The sequence below is a fragment of the Peptoanaerobacter stomatis genome (assembly GCF_000238095.2).
Classification (GTDB): Bacteria; Bacillota; Clostridia; order Peptostreptococcales; family Filifactoraceae; genus Peptoanaerobacter; species Peptoanaerobacter stomatis_A.
In genome coordinates this window covers 100,321-121,703 of sequence record NZ_JH815225.1, presented here as the reverse complement: position 1 = coordinate 121,703, position 21,383 = coordinate 100,321, and the positions used below count along the sequence as shown (strand labels likewise).

The window sequence follows — 21,383 nt, the reverse complement described above, 5'->3', positions numbered from 1 at the left end:
TTCACACTCCGCTTTCTATTATATCCATTAACTTTTTTATATCTATATATTTATTGAATTCGTCTGCCAGCTTACATATTTGTTTTTCTCTGTAAGCGTTGTAATCTAAATGTACATCTATTTTTTTTATACCTTTTTTCATTCTTAAACCATTTAAAATATTATTGATAAATTCTGTGTTTTCAAATACTCCAAAGGCATATATCCCGAGTATGTTTCGCTTTTGAACGGATATTATTTCGTTTTCAAACTCCATTATAATTTTAGTATTATCAGAAAATTTATTTATTTCTCCTGTTTTAATTCTGTACAGATTTATCTCATCTTGTGAATTTTCCAATAAGCCTTTCTTATTTATAATTTTGACATTTATTTTTTCTGAAAAGGATTGAACTGTGCTTATATCTATATCAAGTAATCCGAGTGCTTTTTTATCTTTTTTATCAGAGTATATACCTTGAATATCATATATATTTTTTGCAAGTAATTCTACTGCGTTGCCTATTGCCAATACATTCTTATATTCAGCATAGCTTTTTAACTTTTCATCAAATCCGACTTTTACTATTTCTTCCAAATCTTTAAATATATTTTTACTCGAAGGTATGATTAAAATATCTGTATTTGTCGGAATATCATCTCTTATTGTAATATAATTCACATTTACATCTTGAAAAAGTGTAAGCGGTGAAAACTCGGTAAAATTTGAAAGATTAGGTAATTTTATTATGGTTATATTTATTTTGTCTTTGTCATATGAATACAATTTCAATTTGTTTGTTAATGAGTCCTCTTCTTCTATTTCTACGTCTATATAAGGCATTACGGATATAACAGGAACTTTTGTAAGCTTTTCTATTTCTTGTATTCCGCTTTTTAATATTTCTTTTTGTCCTCTGAATTTATTTATTATTACTCCCTTATAATATTTACGCCATTTTTCAGGTGTAAGCATTATTGTTCCATATATCGACGCAAATACTCCACCTTTGTCTATATCTGCTACTAATATTACAGGTGCGTCCACCATTTCAGCCATTCCCATATTTACAAAATCTCCGTCCAAAAGATTGATTTCAGCCGGAGAACCTGCACCCTCCAAAACAATTATATCTGAAATATTAGATAATTCTTGATATGCTTTTTTTATATATGGTAAATATTTTGACTTTATTTTATAATACTGTTTTGCATCATAAGTATCCGTTTTTTTACCTAATAATATAACGTCTGATTTTTTATCCGTTCTTGGTTTTAAAAGTATAGGATTCATTCTTGCATCAGGAATAATTCTACCTGCAAAAGCTTGCAATGCTTGTGCTCGTCCAAACTCCAAATTGTTTTCATCCACATATGAGTTGAGAGCCATATTTTGGGATTTGAATGGCGATACTTTATATTTTAAATCAGAAAGCACTCTGCACATAGCAGTAACGAAAAAACTCTTGCCTGCTGACGAATTTGTTCCCACAAACATTATATTTTTTGCCATTAAATATCTCCTAATTTTCTTTATCATTTACAATTTTTATAAGCTATAAAAATTTTTAACTCATATTTTTTATGTGTAATTATAAAAATTTACATATTTTATAAACATTCATAACTACTCTATCTTTTAAGAATATCATATTATATGCAAAATAACAACAGATTATACTTACAAAAAAAATACAATATTTTTCTAAATATTTAATTGTGTTTGCATATTGTTATGATTTTTAATGAATATTTTATAAAATTCATATATTTTGTTTTTATTACAAAGTAAATATAATCATTCTATTTTTTAGTAAAATATATTATAATATATAAAATTAAATTTCACTGTTTTCACTGAAATTCTGAATAAAAAGTATATACCAATACAATTTAAAATGTATATTATACTTACAAATCTATAGAATATAAGTATTATGTATATAAAAGGGGTAGTTTATTTTGAAAAAAATATTATGCTTGTTACTATGTATTTTAATATTTTTTTCATCCGGCAACATTTTTTCTTATGCTCAGGTTATGGACGAATGGGCAAGGCCTGCATACAAAAATTTAATTGATAAAAAAATATTACCTGATGTGTTGATGGGAGAAAAAAATCTGAAAGATAGTATAACAAGACTTGAATTTACTCATCTTATAATAACTTATCTGCTGTCAAATAAAAACTATAATCTTATTTCTTCAAAAAAAGAATATTCCGATGTAAATGATACTTTTGTAAACCTTGCATCCAATTTGAACATAACTACAGGTTATACAGACGGTACATTTAAGCCTAATATGAATATAACAAGGAGTGAAGCAGCCGTCATAGCAAACAACGTTGAAATACTTCTTGGAACTTCCAAAAATGGTACAATAAATAATTTTAAGGATTATAAATTTATTCCTAACTGGGCTGAAAAAGGTGTAGGTTCAATGGTTGCAATAGGAGCTATGAGTGGATATCCTAACAGGAATTTTATGCCCTCAAAAAATATAAGCAGGCAGGAAGCTATTGTTTTAGTTGATAAATTACTGAAAAATAACAAATCTAACAATTTGATAGACGCTTTTAATATTTCCAAAAATGATGAATATATGAGTAAAGTACAATATGATTTTGCACTTTCAAATATACCTATGTCGAAATATAAGATAGATACTGTAAAACATAGTATATTTTTAACCGATATTGAAAAAAGACAGAAAATATACAATGATTTCAAAAAATTCGTACCTTTTTCAAATAATGAGATATTGGTATCTCCAAATTTGATATTTGACGACGGCAATTCATCCTATATAATAGGCATAGAAATCAAGAAAACTATAAACGGAAAATTGGACCAGCGTGTATTTATGGTCAAAGTCTACACTGATAATAACAAATCAAAGATAGAACCGGAAAAAGAATACAGTCCGTGGTTTACTGTTTCAAAGTAAAAAATAATTAATTTTAAACTTCAATATTAACAAATTAAAATAGAAAATATATTAATTTGTTAATATTTTTTTATGCAAAATACCCCCACAAGATATAATTGTGAGGGTATTTAATTTAATAATTAAGTATTCTTTGCATATAATCTTCTTTTAAATCGCCTGTCATATAATTAATATATCTTAACAGTAATTCGCTTGCGTCTGCTTTTGTAAGCGACTCATTAGGTCTGAATGCTCCACCTTTTTCTATCAACCCTATATCTTGAGCTATATATGCAGATTCGAATGCCCAAGGCGGTATCTGACTTTCATCTTCAAAGCCTGTGTTATATTTGCCATTAGGTATTAAAGATTCCAATCCTAAAGAGTTTGTAAGTATTCTTACAGCCTCTGCTCTTGTAAGTGGACTTTTAGGTTCAAATTTATTATCATCTCTTCCTATCATTATTTTGCTGTCCACAGCTTTTTTTACATAATTATAATTTGAATCCGATTTTTTCATATCTGAAAATAATTCTTCTTTAAGCACCGATGTTGTCTTTTTTGCATTTGGATTGTATATTCCTGATGTAACTACAACTGCTCTTGCAAATTCATCTCTCGATATTGGTGCATTTGGCAAAAATGTTTTTTTTGCCATTTCAAATCCGTTCATAGATGTAATTATTTTTATCGCCTCTTCTGCATAATGCCCTTGTACATCTGTTAAAACCGGTGCAAAAAGTCTTTGTATTTCCGGAAGATTTTCATTTTCACTTTGACCTTTACCTGTTATGCCGTTTATGTCGTAGGTGTATTCCATAGCGGCATTATTTTGAGATGTTATTATATATCCTCCTCTAAATGATATTTTTTTAGGATCATTTTCTGAGTATATAAGGTCTTTTATTGTATTTTGTGATGTTTTTACTGTATATGTTCCGTTTACTACTGCGTTTGTATTATTGTTATTATTTGTATTGTTATTTCCATTATTGTTATTGTTGTTATCGTTGTTATTATTACTTGTATTATTCGTTGCAGCTTCTTGCTCTGTTGTAATAGTATAGTTCATTATTTTTGTTTCTGTTGAACCCCAAAACTCGTCATAACCTGATGATTTTCCGTCCATCTGTATTATTAGTTTTTTACCTGTATTGGTATTTCCAGTACCTGTAGTATATACTTTATAGAAGTTGGAATTACCTGCATAATAATCTATTGCCGGTTTTTTATCTATAACTATGGATTCTGAAATTTCCGATAAATTTGAATCTAAATTATATGTTTGTCCGCTTGTTGTTATTGTTTCTTTTATTTTACTTATTTCTTCTGTTTGGACTATCTGACCTCTATAATATTCATTTACAGGGGATATTGTTAAATCTCTTGTCAAGGTTATGCCTCCACCTGAAAGTGTATATTTCTCATTTATTTTCGTGCCTTTGTAGGTTATGGGAACTTCATTTGTTACTTGTGGAATAGGGTCGCTTTTTGATGTTTCTTTTTGTTTATTATTTTTATTGGTTGTTTTTTTAGCTTTTTCTATCTCTTTTTTTAATGTATCATTTTCTTTTTCTTTATCTATTTTTGTCCTTGTGAGTGTACCTTTTAAAATTACCGGTTTCCCTGTGACAAAAGTTACTTCTTCATATTGATATGTCTTGGCTTCATTATTTGTCTTTTTATAAATACCGGCATCATATATACCTATTGCGTTTGATATATTGGTACTCATAATAAAAAATGAAATACTATACAATAAAAATATTTTTGATTTTTTCATTATATATTCCTCTTTTTATATTCCTGTTTTTATGATAGACAATATGGTAAAATAAATTATCATATTGTCTATTTAACACTTTAATTATTCCGCTATAACTACTATTGCGTCCAGTTCTTCAATATTGTCTGTTATTTTTTTATCCCTATTTTGCTTAAATATTATTGTCAAATTTTTATCTTTTAATGTATCAGGAGATGTCTTCATTATTGCTTTTCCGTTATAAATTACAACCGCTTTTTGAACGTTTATCAATTTTCTTACAGGAGTTTTCTTTATTTGCTGTGTTGCAGTGTCTGTAGTCGTTATTGGAGCTACCGGCTGTAATCTGTTTGTATTTGAATTGTATTCATATATATTTTTAATAAGCACAGGTTTTATAGACTCTTTTTTCTGATTATTATTGTTATTGTTGGCATTATTATTACTATTGTTGTTATTATTATTTCCATTGTTATTGTTGTTATCTGATGATGTGTACTCTCCAACTCCTTTTGCCACTATCAAGTTTTGTGAATTGACTTGAACATAACCTTGTGCTTTTATGAAATTTATGGATACTGCTACATCATCTTTTGTTACAATATAGACTTGTCTGTTAAAATAATCAGGTCTTATTCCGAATGCGTTAAGAGCGTATTGTTTTTGTCTTATTTCATCTATTGTAAGTGCTTTGTTGTTGTCAAAGTCATATACTTGAGTTTGCTCTGTAAAGTTTATCCTCGGCGTAGTCTTTCCTTCTGATAATCTGTTCCAAACTCCGCCTTGCCACATAAAGTAGTGATTAACTTTTCGTCCGTTTTCTATGTCATTTCCTAATAATACTGAATAATCGAACACATCTCTTAAAGTTCCTCTGTATATTTTGTATGGATAGTTCTCTGATTTATCTATATTAAGACTTGCACCTGTTTGCACTATTATCTGAGCAGTTTTCAAAAGATTGGTTTCTATATTGCTGTTTATATTCTTTTCTAAATTTCCACTTTTTACAATATTTCCGTCTTTTATTATTATTGTTGAATCATCAAATTTTACAAGATTTCCGTCTATCTGTAAAGTATTTTGTGAATAATCTATATTAGTAATACTGCTGTCAAATTTTAGAGAATCTCCTAATCTTATTTTTCCTTGCTCTATTGTAGGTATGCCTTGATTTTTTGCTAAAACTGCATATATCTCCTGATTGTTGTAATTTTTCAGTTTATTATTTACTTTTGCTGAATTGGCATATATATCTCCTCTTATTTTCACATTTTCATATGCTTTTGCATCTTCTTTTGTATCTACCCATTGTCCGTTTTGTAATTCTTTTGTATCTTTCAATGTGATTGATTTTGAGGCTATTGAATATGGACCAACTTTTGCTTTTATTATTCTGTCCGCCTGCCTTTGACTGCCTTCTATTTCTATTTTTGAAGGTATATTTGAATATATGTCATCAAAAAAGAACTTTAATCTGTCTCCATCTTTTATTTGTCTATAATCAGTTATTTCTCCATTTTTCATTATAAGTGTATCTGAGCTTATGCTGTATGTCTTATTATTTGTAAGTGTTATACTGCTGTCATTCACATCTAAAACAATTCCGCTGCTTAGTTGTGATTCAGGAGGTACATATGAATTGAGTTCTTCTTCTACAGGAACATAACCTTTGATAGAAGTAACTACTCCGTTTCTAACTGTAAGACTTACATCTTGACCATAGCTGAGTTGGTCTTTATCTACTGGTTTTTCTACACTTATATTATCGCCTATCTCTCCATTTACTTGTAAAATCTTTACATCCGGATGTAATTTATATAAATGAGCTTTGTTATTATAATCTTTTATTTTTATTATATTGGTTGTGTTATCTGCTGATTTATCTCCTTTTTCTGATGAGTCATTAGATAAAAGCTGTTTATCCTCTTTCATTATGCTTTCAAATACTCCCACAACTTCAGATGTCGGCACAGTAAACTGTTCAACATAGATTATATTGTTGTTTTTGGTATAAATGTTTATCTGGCTTTGTTCCCATATATTATTTACATCTGTTGTAAAGCCTGACGGTGTGAGTATAGGCACATCCTTTTGGCTTACTATATTCAGATATGATACAACTGTGGAATCATAACTGTTGTCATCTACAATCTTATCAACTTGATTTTCCGAGTATTCAGGCTTTTCAGCAGTATTAGAATTATTTTTATTATTAGTGTTTCTTTTTGTATCTTGAGAGTCTTTTTTTATTACTATATTTTTGTCAAGCTTAACCGTTATCAATGATTTATTCTTTCCGTCTTCTACTATCTGTGATTTGCTTATAACTTGACCTGAATATATTGATATATCTTCTTTATTTAATAAATCTTGTTTATTCTCATAAATCATATTCGCCAAATCTAATCTTGTTGCAATTTTATTTGTAGGCGAAGTATATTTTATCTCTTTGTTCATAATTTTTGAAAAATAGTTGTTGAGTTGTCGCATAGTTGTCTTATTTTCAAAAAATTTTTCATTTTCTTTTTTATTTAATTCTTCTTCCGTTATAAATCCTTGCTCTATCGCTTTTGCTTTATACGTTTCTTGCAAATTATCAGTGTTGGTTATATCTTTATCATTTCCTGAAAGCGCAGTAAGTGCAATTATTGTATCAAGATTAGTCAATTGTCTGCTTGGATATATTTTATTGTTTTGCACTTTAAATGCTTTTAATCTTGATGACAATACCATTTGTCTTAAATCTTTGCCCGCATCCGTTATCTTATTATCCTCTTGTATTTCTTGTGGATTTGTAGTACCTCTTAATACAGGATAATTACCGTATGAAATCGGCTGTTCTGCATAGATATTCAGTATTGAAGTTGTAATTATAATAAATGCTGTTAGGAAAAGGCAAAGACCTTTTAAGGTCTTTGCTCTATTTATTTCCAAGTAGTACATAATATCCTCCTTGTGTTACACCGGAATCTGCATATTGCTCTAATGAGTTTGATTTTTCATTATATTTTGCAAGTATGCTCGCACCTACTTGTTTGTTTGGTATGAGTGTCATATTTAATGGTGCATTTGTAAATTTAATCGGAACTGTTTTTTTAGGTTCTTCCAATTGAAAATCTATCTTGTGGACTTGTGTTATTCTCTTTTTATTTTTCGGTATAGCTTTGCTTACATATGTGTTTAGCTTGTTGTCATTATTTTGCAATTTTATTACAACTACAGCATTATCACTTGATGAAGAAACCTGATTTAATGAAAAAGCTCTAAACGGTACTGATAATCTCATATTCTTATCAACTATCTGTATGTTTGCATTTGGAGCTAATTTTATCTGCGATGCTGGTATTCTTATTTCTTTTTTTGCAACATTTTGATAATTGCTCAAATCTATTACATTTTCTTTTGTTCCTACTGTATATTTGAGAGTGTCTCCTACTACAGTTTTTGTACCTTCTTGTCTTACTTTTGTATTTGCTCTTTCAAGTTCTTTTTCTTTTTCTTTGTTTTTATAATCATCTTCTTTTTTAAGTGTTCTTACTGTTGCATATCCAAAGTCTTCAGCCTCACCGAATTTGTTCATAACTCTGACTTTGAATTGATAATTGGTATCCGGTTTCAAATCTTTTACTGTAAAAGTATATTTCAAGTCTGATGTGTCTGCATTTGCCGGTAAATCTCCAACATGAGCATAGTCATTTGAACTTCCGTATTCTTTTGCATATATCTCAAATCTTGTAGCTTTGTTTCTGTCATCCTTTTTCAAATCCCAAGATAAGCCTACTGTATTTCCGTATCCAGGAGTGGCTATAACTACAGGTGCTTGCGGAACAGGAAGTTTAATATCCGCCGGAACTTCAGGAGATATACCGCCATCTTCATTTATCACTACTATATTTTTTGATACCATGCTTTCCATTTGTTCAAATGTTATCTGTGGAACAGTTATTGTAAATGATGTTGTATTATTTTTATTTTTATTGGCATTTGCATTGCTGTTATTTGATGAATTTGAATTGTCTTTGCCAACAGATATTTCCAAACCCTTTACTTTACCGTCCTTATCTTTTTCAAGCTCAACATATTGGTTTGAGCCGTCTGATTTTACTCCGAGCATCAATTCATTTTCTTTGTTATCTTTATTTTTATCTACCTTTATTGTCTTACTGCCTATCATTACTTTTGAAGGATTATAAAAGTTTTTACCTATTATGGTTACTTTTACATCATCATCTTCTTCACCTTTTTCGGCAAAAAATTTAAAATTGCCTTCCATTTTTTCAATAATAGGTTGTGAAATATACTTAAATTCGCTACCTTCAGATTTACCTTCATCTGCATTTTTTACAACAACCGTTGATTTGTCATCTATCATATCAACTGCCGGTGTAATTGCTTCTAAACCTACTATTTCGCCTTTCTCATTTTTTAATATTTTTGATACTTTTCCTTTTACTCCTGCAAAAAATACCTCTATATCTCCCTTTGTACCGAATTCATCTATATCTTTGAAGTTAGTACCTGTTATAGTAACTTTTGTTCCACCAGTTTGAGGTCCTTTTTTTGGAGTTACGCTTTCTATTACAGGTTTAGAGCCTGCCTGTATATACATAAAGTAAGCAGGAGGATTCGCTTTGTCTGAGTATCCTGTACCTTCTTTTGTAACTACTGTGATTGGCAGTGGTTTTCCTACATCATCTTTGTTACCTTTAGGCACTTTTATCTTTAATTTCGTATAATCTGATGATACACTTACGACTTCCGCTTCTTTATCCCCTACAAGCACTTTTTCTATATCTTTAAAATTTTTACCTATTACAGTTATTTCTGTATCTGATGTATAATCACTCGTATATACTTTTGCTTTTACAGTTTTTCCTTCTATTGTGATGTCCCTATCCTTACTTCCGTCTATATCTGTAATTTCAGGACCGTTAAGACCTCCATGGAAAATAAATGGTGCTGTTGCTGATGAACCGTCAGAATTGATAAGTGTTATAGTAGTTTTTTCTGACTTGTCATTATATGGTGTCTCTATTGTAAGCTGTGCATCTCCACTTGTAGAATCCTGTTTAAAATCTACTAATTTTCCAAGTCCTCTTCTGACTATTAAAGTATTTATATTAGGTGCTTTATTTTCTGCATATATTTCCATATATTCCGTATTAAGCTGAGATATAAGCTCCGGATTTTTAGTTATTTCAGTTGAATGATATGCAGGGTTTTTCCAATTAAGACCTACTATGATTTTATCACCTATTGCCCCTAATCTGGCTTTACCGCCTGTTGTACCTTGTGTATCTGTCATAAGCACCAACGTACCGTCAGGTTTTTTGTAATATATTTCTATATTTTGACTTGTATTAGGTATATATTTTACTACGATTTTTTCTACTTCTTTAGTGGTTTCTATTTGCATTTCAGTAGAGCTTAGCTCTTTTTCATATTTTTTATTTCCAAATGCTATAACAAGCCCATCTTTATTAATTTCTTTTGCTACAACTGTTATAGTATCGTGGAATCTTGATGCTTGCAATATTGAAGCTTTTTCATTTATGCTTGGATTATTTTTGTTATATATAAAGCCTTTTTCTTTTATTGCTTTTGCTCCGTCAGGGTTTTGTACTAACAGATTTACTGAACCGTCAGCGTTTATACCTATTGTAGGCTGTTTTGGTACTTTTACTTTTATCCATTCAAGCTCAGCTCTACCTTGTGAATCTGTTTGTGGTGAACCGTCCGGTTTTAAGTTTTTTGCACCGAAAGCTACAGGAGTTTCTGACAGCTTATATCCAAACATCACTTTAGGCAATACAAAATTTCCATTTGCATCAGTTTCTAATCTGAAGTTGCTACCTCTTATTATTATAAATTCGCCTTCTACACCTTTATTGGCATTTGCATTTTTAGGATCTGTAGAATATTTTTCATTATACACTTGTGTTATTTCCACTTTGTAATTTGGGTTTAAGTATATAAATCCATCATTTATTGTATCTGTTGATTTATTTACTTTGTTTTGTATTGTAACAGGTACTGTATATGAACCTACCTTATCAGATAATGATTTTGGAAATTCAAAATCTTTTAATGGTGGGACTTTAACATAAACTTCTTTGTTGTCTATATCATAACCTATAACTTCAGCTTTTTGTGAGCCTATATATACATCTACTCCACCTTTAAAGTTAGTTTGTATTCCATCTTTTATTCCTGCTGTTATAGTGGTGATTATTCCACCTTTTATATCATCTACATTCGGACTTATCGTACCTATTTTTGTCTTATCTATTGTATCTACTATTTTAAATACTTTTGCTATACTGCTTTCACTACCATCGGGATTTTTTATCTGTATATTATATTCTCCCTCTTTTAAAGCATCATCTTGCGGTATTTTTAAATATATGGTATTCGCATCTACAACATACACATATTTACCCGGTAAGTTTACCAATTCTGCCGGCACATCTTTATCTGATTGTTTAAAATTTTTAAAGGTATCACTTTGCTGATATACTACTTTTCCAGCACCGTCTTTAGTATATCCGTTGAAGATTTCATTTATATCAATACCGTTCCATAATACTTTTGAACCTATTCTTTCCGCTTCGTTGGAAGAAGTTTCTACTGGAGGTTTAAAGCTGACCTCATTAGCTTGATCATCTCTTTTTATTACTACTATAGTGCCCTTATCTCCTTCTTCCGGTATAAGTTCTTTTATCTCCGGTCCTCTAACATTATCAAAAATTATTTGATAAGAATCCATAAGACCTTCCGGAATTATCACTTGCAATCTTGATTTTCCTACAAAACCTTTTGGAACAGTTAAAGATATTACTGTTTCTTCTCCATCCAACTTGGTTGATTTTATATTTTTAGATATATCAAGACCATCTACAGTAACTATTAGTTTTTTTGCATCTGATATACCTGCAACAGCTTTTACTCTTATTTCTATTGTTGTTTCTGCATCTGATGGAAGTTTTTTAAGTGGAGCTCCATTTGATGTTATCTGTGTTATAACAGGCTGTTTACTGTTTACATCTGTATATGAAGTCTCAACAGGTCTTCTGAATTGAAATTTTGAACCTGTCGCATTTGTAGTATTATGATTTCCTGAAGGGTTTGTCACTTGTATTATACCTTCTAAATTTTTATACCCTCCAGGTTGTTCTTGTGAACTTCCAATTAATTGTCTTAAATCATATTTTCCGTTTGTAGGCGGTATTATTGATACAACTAATGTCTTACCAACTTTATTATATATACCGTCTATCGGATTGCCTTTTTCATCAAGAACTTTTGTGTCATCATCTGCTGTAGAAGATACAACAGGAAGCACTGTATTATCAGGCAAAACAAATTGTACTGTAGGAAATTTCATCTTTCCGTCTGCACCTTTATATGCTTCTAATTTATCCCCTGTTATCCTTAACATCAACGGTTTAACTCCGTCTGTTCCACCAACAGGAGGTTCGCCTTCCTCAGCACTGTCGTTGAAATATCCATATTCAAGTTCGACTTTATCTACTACCGGTGTAGGATTTTTCTCATTATATGTGAATGATTTATACTTTGCCGCTTCCGGTATTGTTATTTCACTACTGTCATTAAATGTAAATATTGTATCCATTTCCAATATCACATCTTGAGGTCCTCCGGTAGATGCATTTGTAGTAGTAACTACCAAACCGTCTGTTCCATTTCCTGCCAAAAAGTGATATTTTCCGTATTCTATACCACCTTGAGTAACTCCAGGTCCAGGCGTTTGTGTAGGCGTGAATATCTGTCCGGAGTTGGCATTTGTCATTGATGCTATTCTTACCTTTATTTTTCTTTTTACACCTGATACTACTTTGTCTCCGTATTTAAGATTAGTTCCGCCTGGCACTGAATATTCTACTACAAGCGTATCATTATCTTCAACAGTAGCATTTCCACTTGGCAATAATCTAAAATTATTGGGTATTTTTATTCCCGGTGTATTTACATTGATGAGGTTTTTACCTGTTATCAAAACATCTGTACCACCGGTATCAGGTCCTTCTGCAGGAGATATACCTGTTATCTGAGGTGCAGGGTTAGATGTACTAAATGTGAACGCTCTTTGTTTAACACCTTCTGATGATACATTTCCTTTATCTTTTACAACCAAATCCCATACAGATGGGGCAGGTCTTGTACCTGTTGGTGTCCAACCTTCTATTGCTACCACATCACTTGATGTATTATCAGGATCTTCATATACAAGCTTTACATCTGTTAATTTTAAGTTTTCTTCTTTTCCGTTAACTTCTCTTCTCAAATATAATTCATTATTTGAATTAAATATCCTTTTAAGCAAATTGCCTGACATATCTCTCGCTCTTACAGTTATCTTGCTTGGTGTAGAGTGAGGACCTTCTGAAGGCAATACCTCAAGATTGTCCATACCAACCAATTTTTCAAAGACAAGTATTTTATTAAGATATTCTGCCGTAAATTGTATAGCCGGTCTTATAGTTCCTGTTGTATTAGATGTTGTATCGACTTTTATAAATTGTATTTTCTCGTCTTTATTCAAAGTACCCTTTATCAATTTCGGTATAGTTATTGTATTTCCTGACGCATCTACTTGCATTTCACCTGTTGCTGCCTGATGTGATGCACCTGCGATTACAGTATCAGATACTCCATTAAAATTGGCACCTTTTATAGTAAGCTTTTGTCCAACATAGTTTCTTTTATTATCTAAACTACCTGACATTGAAGGTAAATTGTTTATTTGTACATCAAAATCATAAGAATTCGTAGGCAATGATTTTGTATTTATTGTTATAGTGTTTTTTGCATTCGTATTTATATTTAAAGTTGCAAAATCTCCGTCCTTAGGTGCAACTATAGTTATTAGAGAATCTGTAACATTTACTTTCACTCCTTGAGTTACAGCATCTCCTTGCATCAATGATTTAGGCTCTGCACCTGATTTCACAAGTATATCTTTGATTACACTTTCTTCTTTTGTTCCACTTAGCATTTGTAGAAAATTAGTTCCTTTTATTACCACTCTAACGCTGGTATTCCCGGAATTATTAGTCTGAATATAGTCAAAATTTGTAATTGTTATGTTCACAGGTGCTGCAAAAACTTCAAAAACTTCTTTTGGTATAAGCGTAAAAATCAATATAAATGATAGTATAAACGCTATACATCTTTTAAATTTACTCAAAATTTTTCCCCCTTAAAATCTATATTTTGCAAGATACTGTGGCTTAATTTATTGAATGCTTAATTAATATTATTCGTCAAATAATATGACAAAATATGCTGAAAATCAGAAAAACTATATCAATTATTATATCATAAATAAGAAAAATAATTTATATGTTTTACTTAATTTTTATCGTAAATTTCCATCAATTATGAAGAAAATAATATTCTTTTTAATCTATTGTAATATCTTTGTAATTCAAATGCAACAAAAACATAGTATAATGACTATTAGAATAAATTCAAATTGTTATTTTTATAAAAAATATAAAATTGATATTTAAAGATAATAATTTGCAAAACTATATCATACATCGGAGGTAATTTATGAAATTTAAATTTTTAAAAAACGTCGCTCTTTGCGGATTGTTAATAGGTTTAGCTTCTTTCAGCTCTTCATACGCTGCAAGCATACCTGTAGCTCAACAAGCATATTATGATACTTTTACTTTTAAGGTTAACAACATAGTTCAATATATAAGCGATATAACTAAAAAACCTTTTATAGCTAACTCAAGAGTATATGTACCTATATCTACTTTGAGCGATCTTGGTATAGCTAATGTACAATGGATACCACAAAATGCAGGTATGCCGGCTGAACTTAGAGTTATGCCTGCACAAGCTGCGGAAGATAAGAGTGCTTATTATGAGCAAAAATTAAATGAGCTTGCTACTCAAATAGCTCAAAAAGATGTAAAAATAAAAGAGCTTGAAGAAAATGTAAAAAAACTTACAGATGAAAACAGCGATTTGAAGAAAAAATCTGACAGCAGATCAACTCCGTCTTCAGATGACAGAGATATAAAAAACAAAGTATATGATTTACAATCTGATATAAGCAGAGACAGAGACTACGACAGAATTACCATAAACAGAAAAGACTTTACAGTAAGCTACAGTTTCAGATATAAAAGAGATTTTGAAGCAGAAGTATATATCAAAGGACTTTCCAATGATGATGTAACTGCATTAAAAGATAACGACAGACAATTAACACGTCTTCTTGAAGATGTAGGTAGAGAAATAACAAAAAAAGAGCCGTTCAAAAATGTAAATGTTTACTTCACAATATATGATGAATCAAACAACAGCAAACAATTAGGTTCTTTTGATTACAAAGATGACAGACTTAGAGGAAACCTTTCAAGATAACAAATATAAGCATTCGTCAGTTCAGTCTTTTTTAAACTCCCTCGCATCATAGCGAGGGAGTTTTAGTTATATAAAAAAATACCGCTTTAAAAAAGCGGTATTTTTTTATATAAACTATTTAACTTCTACTTTTGCTCCTGCAGCTTCAAGTTTAGCTTTTATATCGTCAGCTTCTTCTTTAGAAACTCCTTCTTTAAGTGGTTTTGGTGCTCCATCAACTAAATCTTTAGCATCTTTTAATCCAAGACCTGTTATTTCTCTAACTACTTTTATAACTCCTACTTTTGATGCTCCAGCATCTGCTAATATTACATCAAATTCAGTTTTTTCTTCTGCTGCTTCTGCTCCACCTGCAACTGCTCCAACTACTACAGGTGCTGATGCAGATACTCCGAATTTTTCTTCTGCTGCTTTAACAAGTTCATTTAATTCAAGAACTTTCATATTTTCAATAGCTTCTAATATTTGTTCTATGTTCATTTTTATTCCTCCATTGTTTAATATTCTATTTTTATAAATCTATCATTCAATTTAATACTAAGTTGTTAAACTCATTATACAATAATACACGCCAATTTATTAAGCTATGCATTTATTATATTATTCTTGTTCTTCTTCTGCTTTTTTCTTTGATAAAGCATCAAGCATATATACAAAGTTTGAAACTGGAGCTTTGAAGCTTCCAAGCAATTTTGCAATAAGAACTTCTCTTGAAGGTATATTGGCAACCTTGTCAAGACTTTGTGCATCATAGAATTCACCTTCTATATATGCCATTTTTAACTCTAATTTAGGATGAGTTTTTGCAAAATCTTTTGCTATTTTAGCAGGCATTATAGCATCATCTACTCCAAATGCAAATGCATTCGGTCCGACTAAATTAACATCGTCAAATTTTTCCATATTGCCTACTTTTTCAGCAGCTCTTCTCACCATTGTGTTTTTATACACTTTGTATTCAACATTAGCTTCTCTGAATTTTTTTCTTAGTTCTGTATCTTCTTCTACAGTCAATCCTTTGTAATCTATAACTACACATGATTGAGAATTTTTAATCTTTTCAGCTATGCTTTCAACTATCTGCTCTTTTAGCACTATAGCTTTTTTTCCCATTAATTGCACCTCCTTATAATATATCTCAAGAAATAGGCTTTTTATAAAATAAAAAACCTATTATTATCATAACATAGACAAAAATAGGCTAAAAAATTTTTATATTACCTAAGTAGGATTATTTTTTAAGCATACGCTCCTACTGTCTATGGTACGATATTTAATTGTAACTTACTAATCATTTATTCTTAAAGAATTTATTTTAACTCCAGGACCCATTGTACTTGCAGTTGTTACACTCTTTAAATATTGTCCTTTTGATGATGCCGGTTTTGCTTTTACTACTGCATCAAGTAGAGTTTTAAAGTTATCAAACAGCTTTTCTTTTCCAAATGAAACTTTTCCTATTGAAACGTGCATTATATTAGTCTTATCTAATCTATATTCAACTTTACCGGCTTTGATTTCTGATATAGCTTTTTCTATGTCAAATGTTACTGTTCCTGATTTTGGATTCGGCATAAGTCCTTTAGGTCCAAGAACTCTACCTAATCTACCTACTACACCCATCATATCAGGTGTTGCAACTACTATATCAAAGTCAAACCAATTCTCTCCTTGAATTTTTTGAACTAATTCTTCTGCACCTACAAAATCCGCTCCTGCTGTTTCAGCCTCTTTTGCTTTTTCTCCTTTTGCAAAAACTAAAACTCTTTTAGTTTTTCCAGTTCCATGTGGTAATACAACCGCTCCTCTAACCTGTTGGTCAGCGTGTCTTGAATCAACTCCAAGTTTTATATGAACTTCTACTGATTCATCAAATTTTGCAGTTGCAACGTCACACACTATACCTAAGGCTTCAGATGCGTCATAAAAGTTTTTTACATCATATTTTTTCAAAGCGTCTTGATACTTTTTGCCTTTTTTAGCCATTGGTTTCCTCCTTGTGGTTTTAACGGTAATTTAATGCCTCCCACCAATCTATATAAATAATACTAGTCTTCTACTGTTACACCCATACTTCTTGCTGTTCCGGCTATCATACTCATTGCAGCTTCAACACTTGCAGCATTCAAATCAGGCAATTTCAACTCAGCGATTTCTTTTAATTGTGCTTTTGTCAATTTTGCAACTTTTTTTCTGTTAGGTTCTCCTGAACCTGATTCTATTTTACAAGCTTTTTTTATTAAAACTGCTGCCGGAGGAGTCTTTGTAATGAAGCTGAAAGACCTGTCTTGATAAACTGAAATAACAACAGGTATTATTAATCCTGCTTGATCAGCTGTCTTAGCATTGAATTCTTTACAAAATCCCATTATATTAACACCATGTTGTCCTAAAGCTGGACCAACCGGTGGCGCAGGAGTAGCCTTTCCTGCAGGTATCTGCAATTTTATTTGTCCTATAACTTTTTTTGCCATATCTACACCTCCTTATTCAACATTTCCTTTAAGATAGTTTCTTTATTTGAGAAAATTCAAGTTCCATAACAGTTTCTTTGCCAAACATCATTATTTGAGCTTTGACTAATCTCTTGTCCATAAAAATATGTGTTATAACTGCTTCTCTATCTGCAAATGGTCCACCTATTATAGTAATTTTATCGCCTACTTCTAAATCAACTTCCTCTATAACCGTCTGTTCATCTTCAAGTCTCATCTTGATAACTTCATCAGGTGTTAGAGGTATAGGTTTTGAATTAGTACCGACAAATCCTGTAACTCCCTTAGTATTTCTAACCAAATACCAAGAATCATCAGTTACTACCATTTTTATTAGTACATATCCCGGAAATATTTTTCTTTTTCTGACTTTTTCTACACCATTTTTATTTTCCACTACGCTTTCTTCAGGTATAACTACTTTTTGTATATACTCGTGCATTCCCAAATTTTCTATTGTTTTTTCGAGTGAAGTCTTAACTTTGTTTTCATAGCCTGAGTATGTATGCACTACATACCAAAGCATTTCTTCTTTTTCCAACATAGATAAAATCCTCTCTTACCTAACAACAAGTTTTGATATTACAAAACCGAGTCCTGAATCAATAGCATATATCGCTACACTAAAAAATGCAACTGTGGCGATTACTACTACGGTATATTTTTGAAGTTCAGTTTTTTTAGGCCAATGAACTTTTCTAAGTTCTACTCTTGTATCATTTATTGCTTGACCTAAAGTTTTTCTTTTTTGTTCATGGCTTGCAGCTTGGTTTGTGCCTTTGCCAGAATTTTGTTTATTTTGCTCTGCCAATTCATCACACCCTTTTCATTATTTAGTTTCTTTGTGAACAGTGTGTTTCTTGCAGAATTTACAATATTTTTCAAGTTCTATCCTATCCGGATCATTTTTTTTATTTTTAGTTGTATTGTAATTTCTGTTTTTGCATTCTTGACAAGCTAATGTTACTCTTACTCTCATTATTCATCCACCTCCTAAAATTCCTAAATCAGAAGGAGCATTAATATAAAATAGATTGGTTTGGTGTATAAACATTACCAATAGATTTTACAACAATAATATCAAAGTGTCAAGCAAAAAATCTTTATATTTTTATCAGATTTTATATTTTATTAAAATTTCTCTTATAATCTACATTATACTTTTATTAAGAATTTTATATCTCATCTAATTGTATTTTTCCGTATTTTCCATTTCTAAACTCATTTAGCACAATGTTTGCCAATATGAAATAATCCACTTCATTATTTTTTAGTAAAACGCCTCTTTTTTTTGCTATAATTTCAGATATTTTTTCAAAATCAGTTTCATCAAAATTTATCTCGAATTCTTCAAACAAGTTTTTTTGTTTTTTGTTTTCTATCAAAAATTTTATAAATTCATAGTATATGTCTTCTATTTCTATTACTTGATCTCTTATACTTCCTAAAAAAGCCAATTTTTGTGCTGTAATTTTGTCTTCTATCTTTGGCCATAATATTCCCGGAGTGTCAAGTAATTCTATATCACCTTTTATTTTCAACCATTGTTGTGATTTTGTAATACCAGGTGTATTTCCAGTCTTGGCACTTTTCTTACCTATTATCTGATTTATAAGAGTTGATTTTCCTACATTAGGTATACCTACTATCATTATTCTGAGTGGCTTTTTTATTATACCTTTTGCTTTGTTTTTTTGATAATTTTCTTCCTTTATCTGCTCTAAGATATTAATAAGCGGTGAAATTCCCGTCTTTTTTGTAGAATTTATAGCAACGCTTTTTATTCCTTTTTCTTTATAATATGATATGAATTTCCCCATATCTTCTTCGTCTGCAAGGTCTTTTTTTGTAAGTACAACTAATTTGCTCTTACCGTTTATCATGCTGTCTATATCCGGATTTTTACTGCTTATCGGTGCTCTGGCATCAACAATTTCCACTACAAGATTTACAAGTTTGATATTTTTTATTATCTCTTCTCTTGTTTTTTTCATATGTCCAGGATACCAATTAATACTATTTTTTTCTTCCATTTCTCTATCCCTATTTAATAATAATCCAATTTATATGGATAATTTTAAAAAGCTACCGAATAATACGGTAGCCTTATCATTTTACTATCTTTTTGTTATTGCTTCTTTAACTTTTGCAGCCTTACCTGTTCTTTGTCTTAAGTAGTTAATCTTAGCTCTTCTTACTTTACCTTTTCTTGTAACTTCAATTTTTTCTACTGAAGGAGAGTGTACTGGGAATATTTTTTCTACTCCTACACCGAAAGATATTTTTCTTACAGTGAAAGTTTCTCTTATTCCTCCATTTTGTCTTTTGATTACAACGCCTTCAAATATCTGTATTCTTTCTCTTTTTCCTTCTTTTACTCTTATGTGTACTTTTACAGTATCTCCTGCACCAAAAGAAGGTAGGTCGGCTTTAAGTTGCCTTTTTTCGATTTCTCTTATTTTTTCCATGGTTTTCCTCCCTAACAAATATGTTCTTAATAAATGTTGCTATCAGCGGAACATACGAATTACAATTAACTACGACATTATATAGTAAAATAGTTATTTTGTCAATATCTAAAATTTCATATTTTCTATTTTGTTGTAAAAAAGTCAAACATTTTTGACACAAAGCCTATAATATAATTTTGATTATTGTATATCATATTTTTTTAACAATATATGCGGGTAACCCCATATATTGTTAAAAATTTTCTAAATCACACTCTCGCTTTTTCTTTTTCTATATAATCTTCTAACATTTCATTTGCAGTTTTGAATTTCAAAACTTTCTTCGCTATATTGTTTTGCCTTTTTGCATATCTTTCAAAACTCTTATACATCTCTTCTTCGCTCTTGAATCTTCTATTTGCATAAAATTTCTCACTATCTTCTCTATGACTTCTTTCTACATACCCATTTTGCCACGGACTGTATGCGGCTGTTAGTTTATGCTCTATACCTAATTCTTCTAATGTTTTTTGAAATCTACTTTTTTTATTTGTTCTGTCTTGCTCATTTGTAAATTCTAATCCATTATCTGTTTGTATTTGCTCTATTTTAAATCCCATTTCTTTTTCTAATGTATTTAAGTAATTACTTGTTTCGTATGTGCTTTTTTCTTTTACAAGCTTCAATATTCTTTTTCTTGTATATACATCTATACCTGTTATTTGATAATATCTGTCTACTTCACTTTTAAATCCTATGCATTCTAACGGTACATATTTTATATCTACTTGTACTTGCTCTCCTGGTCTTGTTACTTTGCTTACTTTCTTTTCTTTCTTCTTTTTTCTAATTTCTTTTTTTTCTTGTATAGTTTTTAATTTTAATTTTTTTATCTGTCTTGTCATTGAATCATAGCATCTTGTATATCCTTTTTCTTGTAACTTTCTGTATACTTGTGCTAACCCTTCATGCTTATGATATCTATAGCAATGTTTTATCTTTTCTTGTTCTTCTGCTGTGTGCTCTTTTGGATGGCTTTTTGGTTTTGTTGACTCTTTTCTTAATGATTCTATTGTTCCATCATATCTTTTCATCCAATAATGTACATACTGTCTTGTTACATGGTATTTTCTTGCTGCTTTTGCATTATTTTTTTCTTTTATTGCATATTCTATTATTTGCTTGCGTCTTTTCATTCCTTCTGTTATACTTTTATTCATAAGAAAGCCTCTTTACTGATTTTTATTTTTTCCAAATCTTATTATATCAGTTGGCTTTCTTTTTTTATACTTTTTTGTCACAAATCTATTGTAGCATAACATAAAATTTCATATTTTCTATTTTGTAAAGTTAAAA

16 protein-coding genes and 1 other annotated feature are annotated in these 21,383 nt (G+C 30.3%); of the genes, 2 read left to right on the top strand and 14 right to left on the bottom strand.

What is annotated here, in order from left to right; translation table 11 throughout:
* Position 1 precedes the first annotated feature (1 nt).
* Positions 2-1,492 carry a cobyric acid synthase gene (locus HMPREF9630_RS00485; protein ID WP_009526584.1) on the bottom strand — a complete coding sequence of 497 codons (1,491 nt, stop codon included), beginning with the start codon at positions 1,490-1,492 and terminating at the stop codon, positions 2-4.
* A 449-nt stretch (positions 1,493-1,941) separates the two neighbouring features.
* Here HMPREF9630_RS00485 and HMPREF9630_RS00480 point away from each other — a divergent pair, with 449 nt between their 5' ends.
* Positions 1,942-2,928 (top strand): S-layer homology domain-containing protein, encoded by a 987-nt coding sequence (locus HMPREF9630_RS00480; RefSeq protein WP_009526583.1) that lies wholly within the window; start codon positions 1,942-1,944, stop codon positions 2,926-2,928.
* Between the two features lie 115 nt (positions 2,929-3,043).
* Here HMPREF9630_RS00480 and HMPREF9630_RS00475 read toward each other — a convergent pair whose 3' ends face one another.
* From HMPREF9630_RS00475 to HMPREF9630_RS00465, 3 genes are all read right to left on the bottom strand, one after another.
* Complete coding sequence (locus HMPREF9630_RS00475) at positions 3,044-4,693, bottom strand: S-layer homology domain-containing protein (RefSeq protein ID WP_009526582.1); 1,650 nt, start codon at positions 4,691-4,693, stop codon at positions 3,044-3,046.
* An 84-nt stretch (positions 4,694-4,777) separates the two neighbouring features.
* The gene (locus HMPREF9630_RS00470) at positions 4,778-7,621 is read right to left on the bottom strand and encodes a hypothetical protein (RefSeq protein ID WP_009526581.1); all 2,844 of its coding nucleotides are present in this window, start codon (positions 7,619-7,621) and stop codon (positions 4,778-4,780) included.
* The gene (locus tag HMPREF9630_RS00465) at positions 7,599-13,886 is read right to left on the bottom strand and encodes an IPT/TIG domain-containing protein (RefSeq protein ID WP_009526580.1); all 6,288 of its coding nucleotides are present in this window, start codon (positions 13,884-13,886) and stop codon (positions 7,599-7,601) included. Before HMPREF9630_RS00465 ends, HMPREF9630_RS00470 begins: the two co-directional genes overlap by 23 nt.
* Before the next feature lie 368 nt (positions 13,887-14,254).
* On the opposite strand from HMPREF9630_RS00465, the gene HMPREF9630_RS00460 reads away from it, so the two are divergent.
* Positions 14,255-15,082 carry a hypothetical protein gene (locus HMPREF9630_RS00460; RefSeq protein ID WP_009526579.1) on the top strand — a complete coding sequence of 276 codons (828 nt, stop codon included), beginning with the start codon at positions 14,255-14,257 and terminating at the stop codon, positions 15,080-15,082.
* Between the two features lie 114 nt (positions 15,083-15,196).
* Here the strand turns inward: HMPREF9630_RS00460 and rplL are convergent, their stop codons facing one another.
* From rplL to HMPREF9630_RS00410, 10 genes are all read right to left on the bottom strand, one after another.
* Positions 15,197-15,562, bottom strand: a complete 366-nt coding sequence (gene rplL / locus HMPREF9630_RS00455) for a 50S ribosomal protein L7/L12 (protein WP_009526578.1) — start codon at positions 15,560-15,562, stop codon at positions 15,197-15,199.
* Positions 15,563-15,682: 120 nt separating this feature from the next.
* A complete protein-coding gene (gene rplJ / locus HMPREF9630_RS00450; RefSeq protein WP_009526577.1) occupies positions 15,683-16,195 on the bottom strand; it encodes a 50S ribosomal protein L10 in 513 nt (170 codons plus the stop codon).
* A gap of 41 nt (positions 16,196-16,236) precedes the next feature.
* Positions 16,237-16,365: a sequence feature (ribosomal protein L10 leader region), on the bottom strand.
* Between the two features lie 4 nt (positions 16,366-16,369).
* Positions 16,370-17,068, bottom strand: a complete 699-nt coding sequence (gene rplA, locus HMPREF9630_RS00445) for a 50S ribosomal protein L1 (RefSeq protein WP_009526576.1) — start codon at positions 17,066-17,068, stop codon at positions 16,370-16,372.
* A 62-nt stretch (positions 17,069-17,130) separates the two neighbouring features.
* Entirely contained in the window at positions 17,131-17,556 is a 426-nt protein-coding gene (rplK, locus tag HMPREF9630_RS00440) for a 50S ribosomal protein L11 (RefSeq protein ID WP_009524778.1), read from the bottom strand.
* A gap of 28 nt (positions 17,557-17,584) precedes the next feature.
* Positions 17,585-18,121 carry a transcription termination/antitermination protein NusG gene (nusG, locus tag HMPREF9630_RS00435; RefSeq protein ID WP_009526575.1) on the bottom strand — a complete coding sequence of 179 codons (537 nt, stop codon included), beginning with the start codon at positions 18,119-18,121 and terminating at the stop codon, positions 17,585-17,587.
* 15 nt (positions 18,122-18,136) lie between these two features.
* Entirely contained in the window at positions 18,137-18,388 is a 252-nt protein-coding gene (gene secE / locus HMPREF9630_RS00430) for a preprotein translocase subunit SecE (RefSeq protein ID WP_009526574.1), read from the bottom strand.
* A gap of 18 nt (positions 18,389-18,406) precedes the next feature.
* A complete protein-coding gene (rpmG, locus tag HMPREF9630_RS00425; RefSeq protein ID WP_005366125.1) occupies positions 18,407-18,556 on the bottom strand; it encodes a 50S ribosomal protein L33 in 150 nt (49 codons plus the stop codon).
* Positions 18,557-18,752: 196 nt separating this feature from the next.
* Entirely contained in the window at positions 18,753-19,610 is an 858-nt protein-coding gene (gene ylqF / locus HMPREF9630_RS00420; protein ID WP_009526573.1) for a ribosome biogenesis GTPase YlqF, read from the bottom strand.
* A gap of 84 nt (positions 19,611-19,694) precedes the next feature.
* The gene (gene rplS / locus HMPREF9630_RS00415) at positions 19,695-20,045 is read right to left on the bottom strand and encodes a 50S ribosomal protein L19 (protein WP_009526572.1); all 351 of its coding nucleotides are present in this window, start codon (positions 20,043-20,045) and stop codon (positions 19,695-19,697) included.
* 251 nt (positions 20,046-20,296) lie between these two features.
* The gene (locus HMPREF9630_RS00410; RefSeq protein ID WP_009526571.1) at positions 20,297-21,247 is read right to left on the bottom strand and encodes a DDE-type integrase/transposase/recombinase; all 951 of its coding nucleotides are present in this window, start codon (positions 21,245-21,247) and stop codon (positions 20,297-20,299) included.
* Positions 21,248-21,383: the final 136 nt, after the last annotated feature.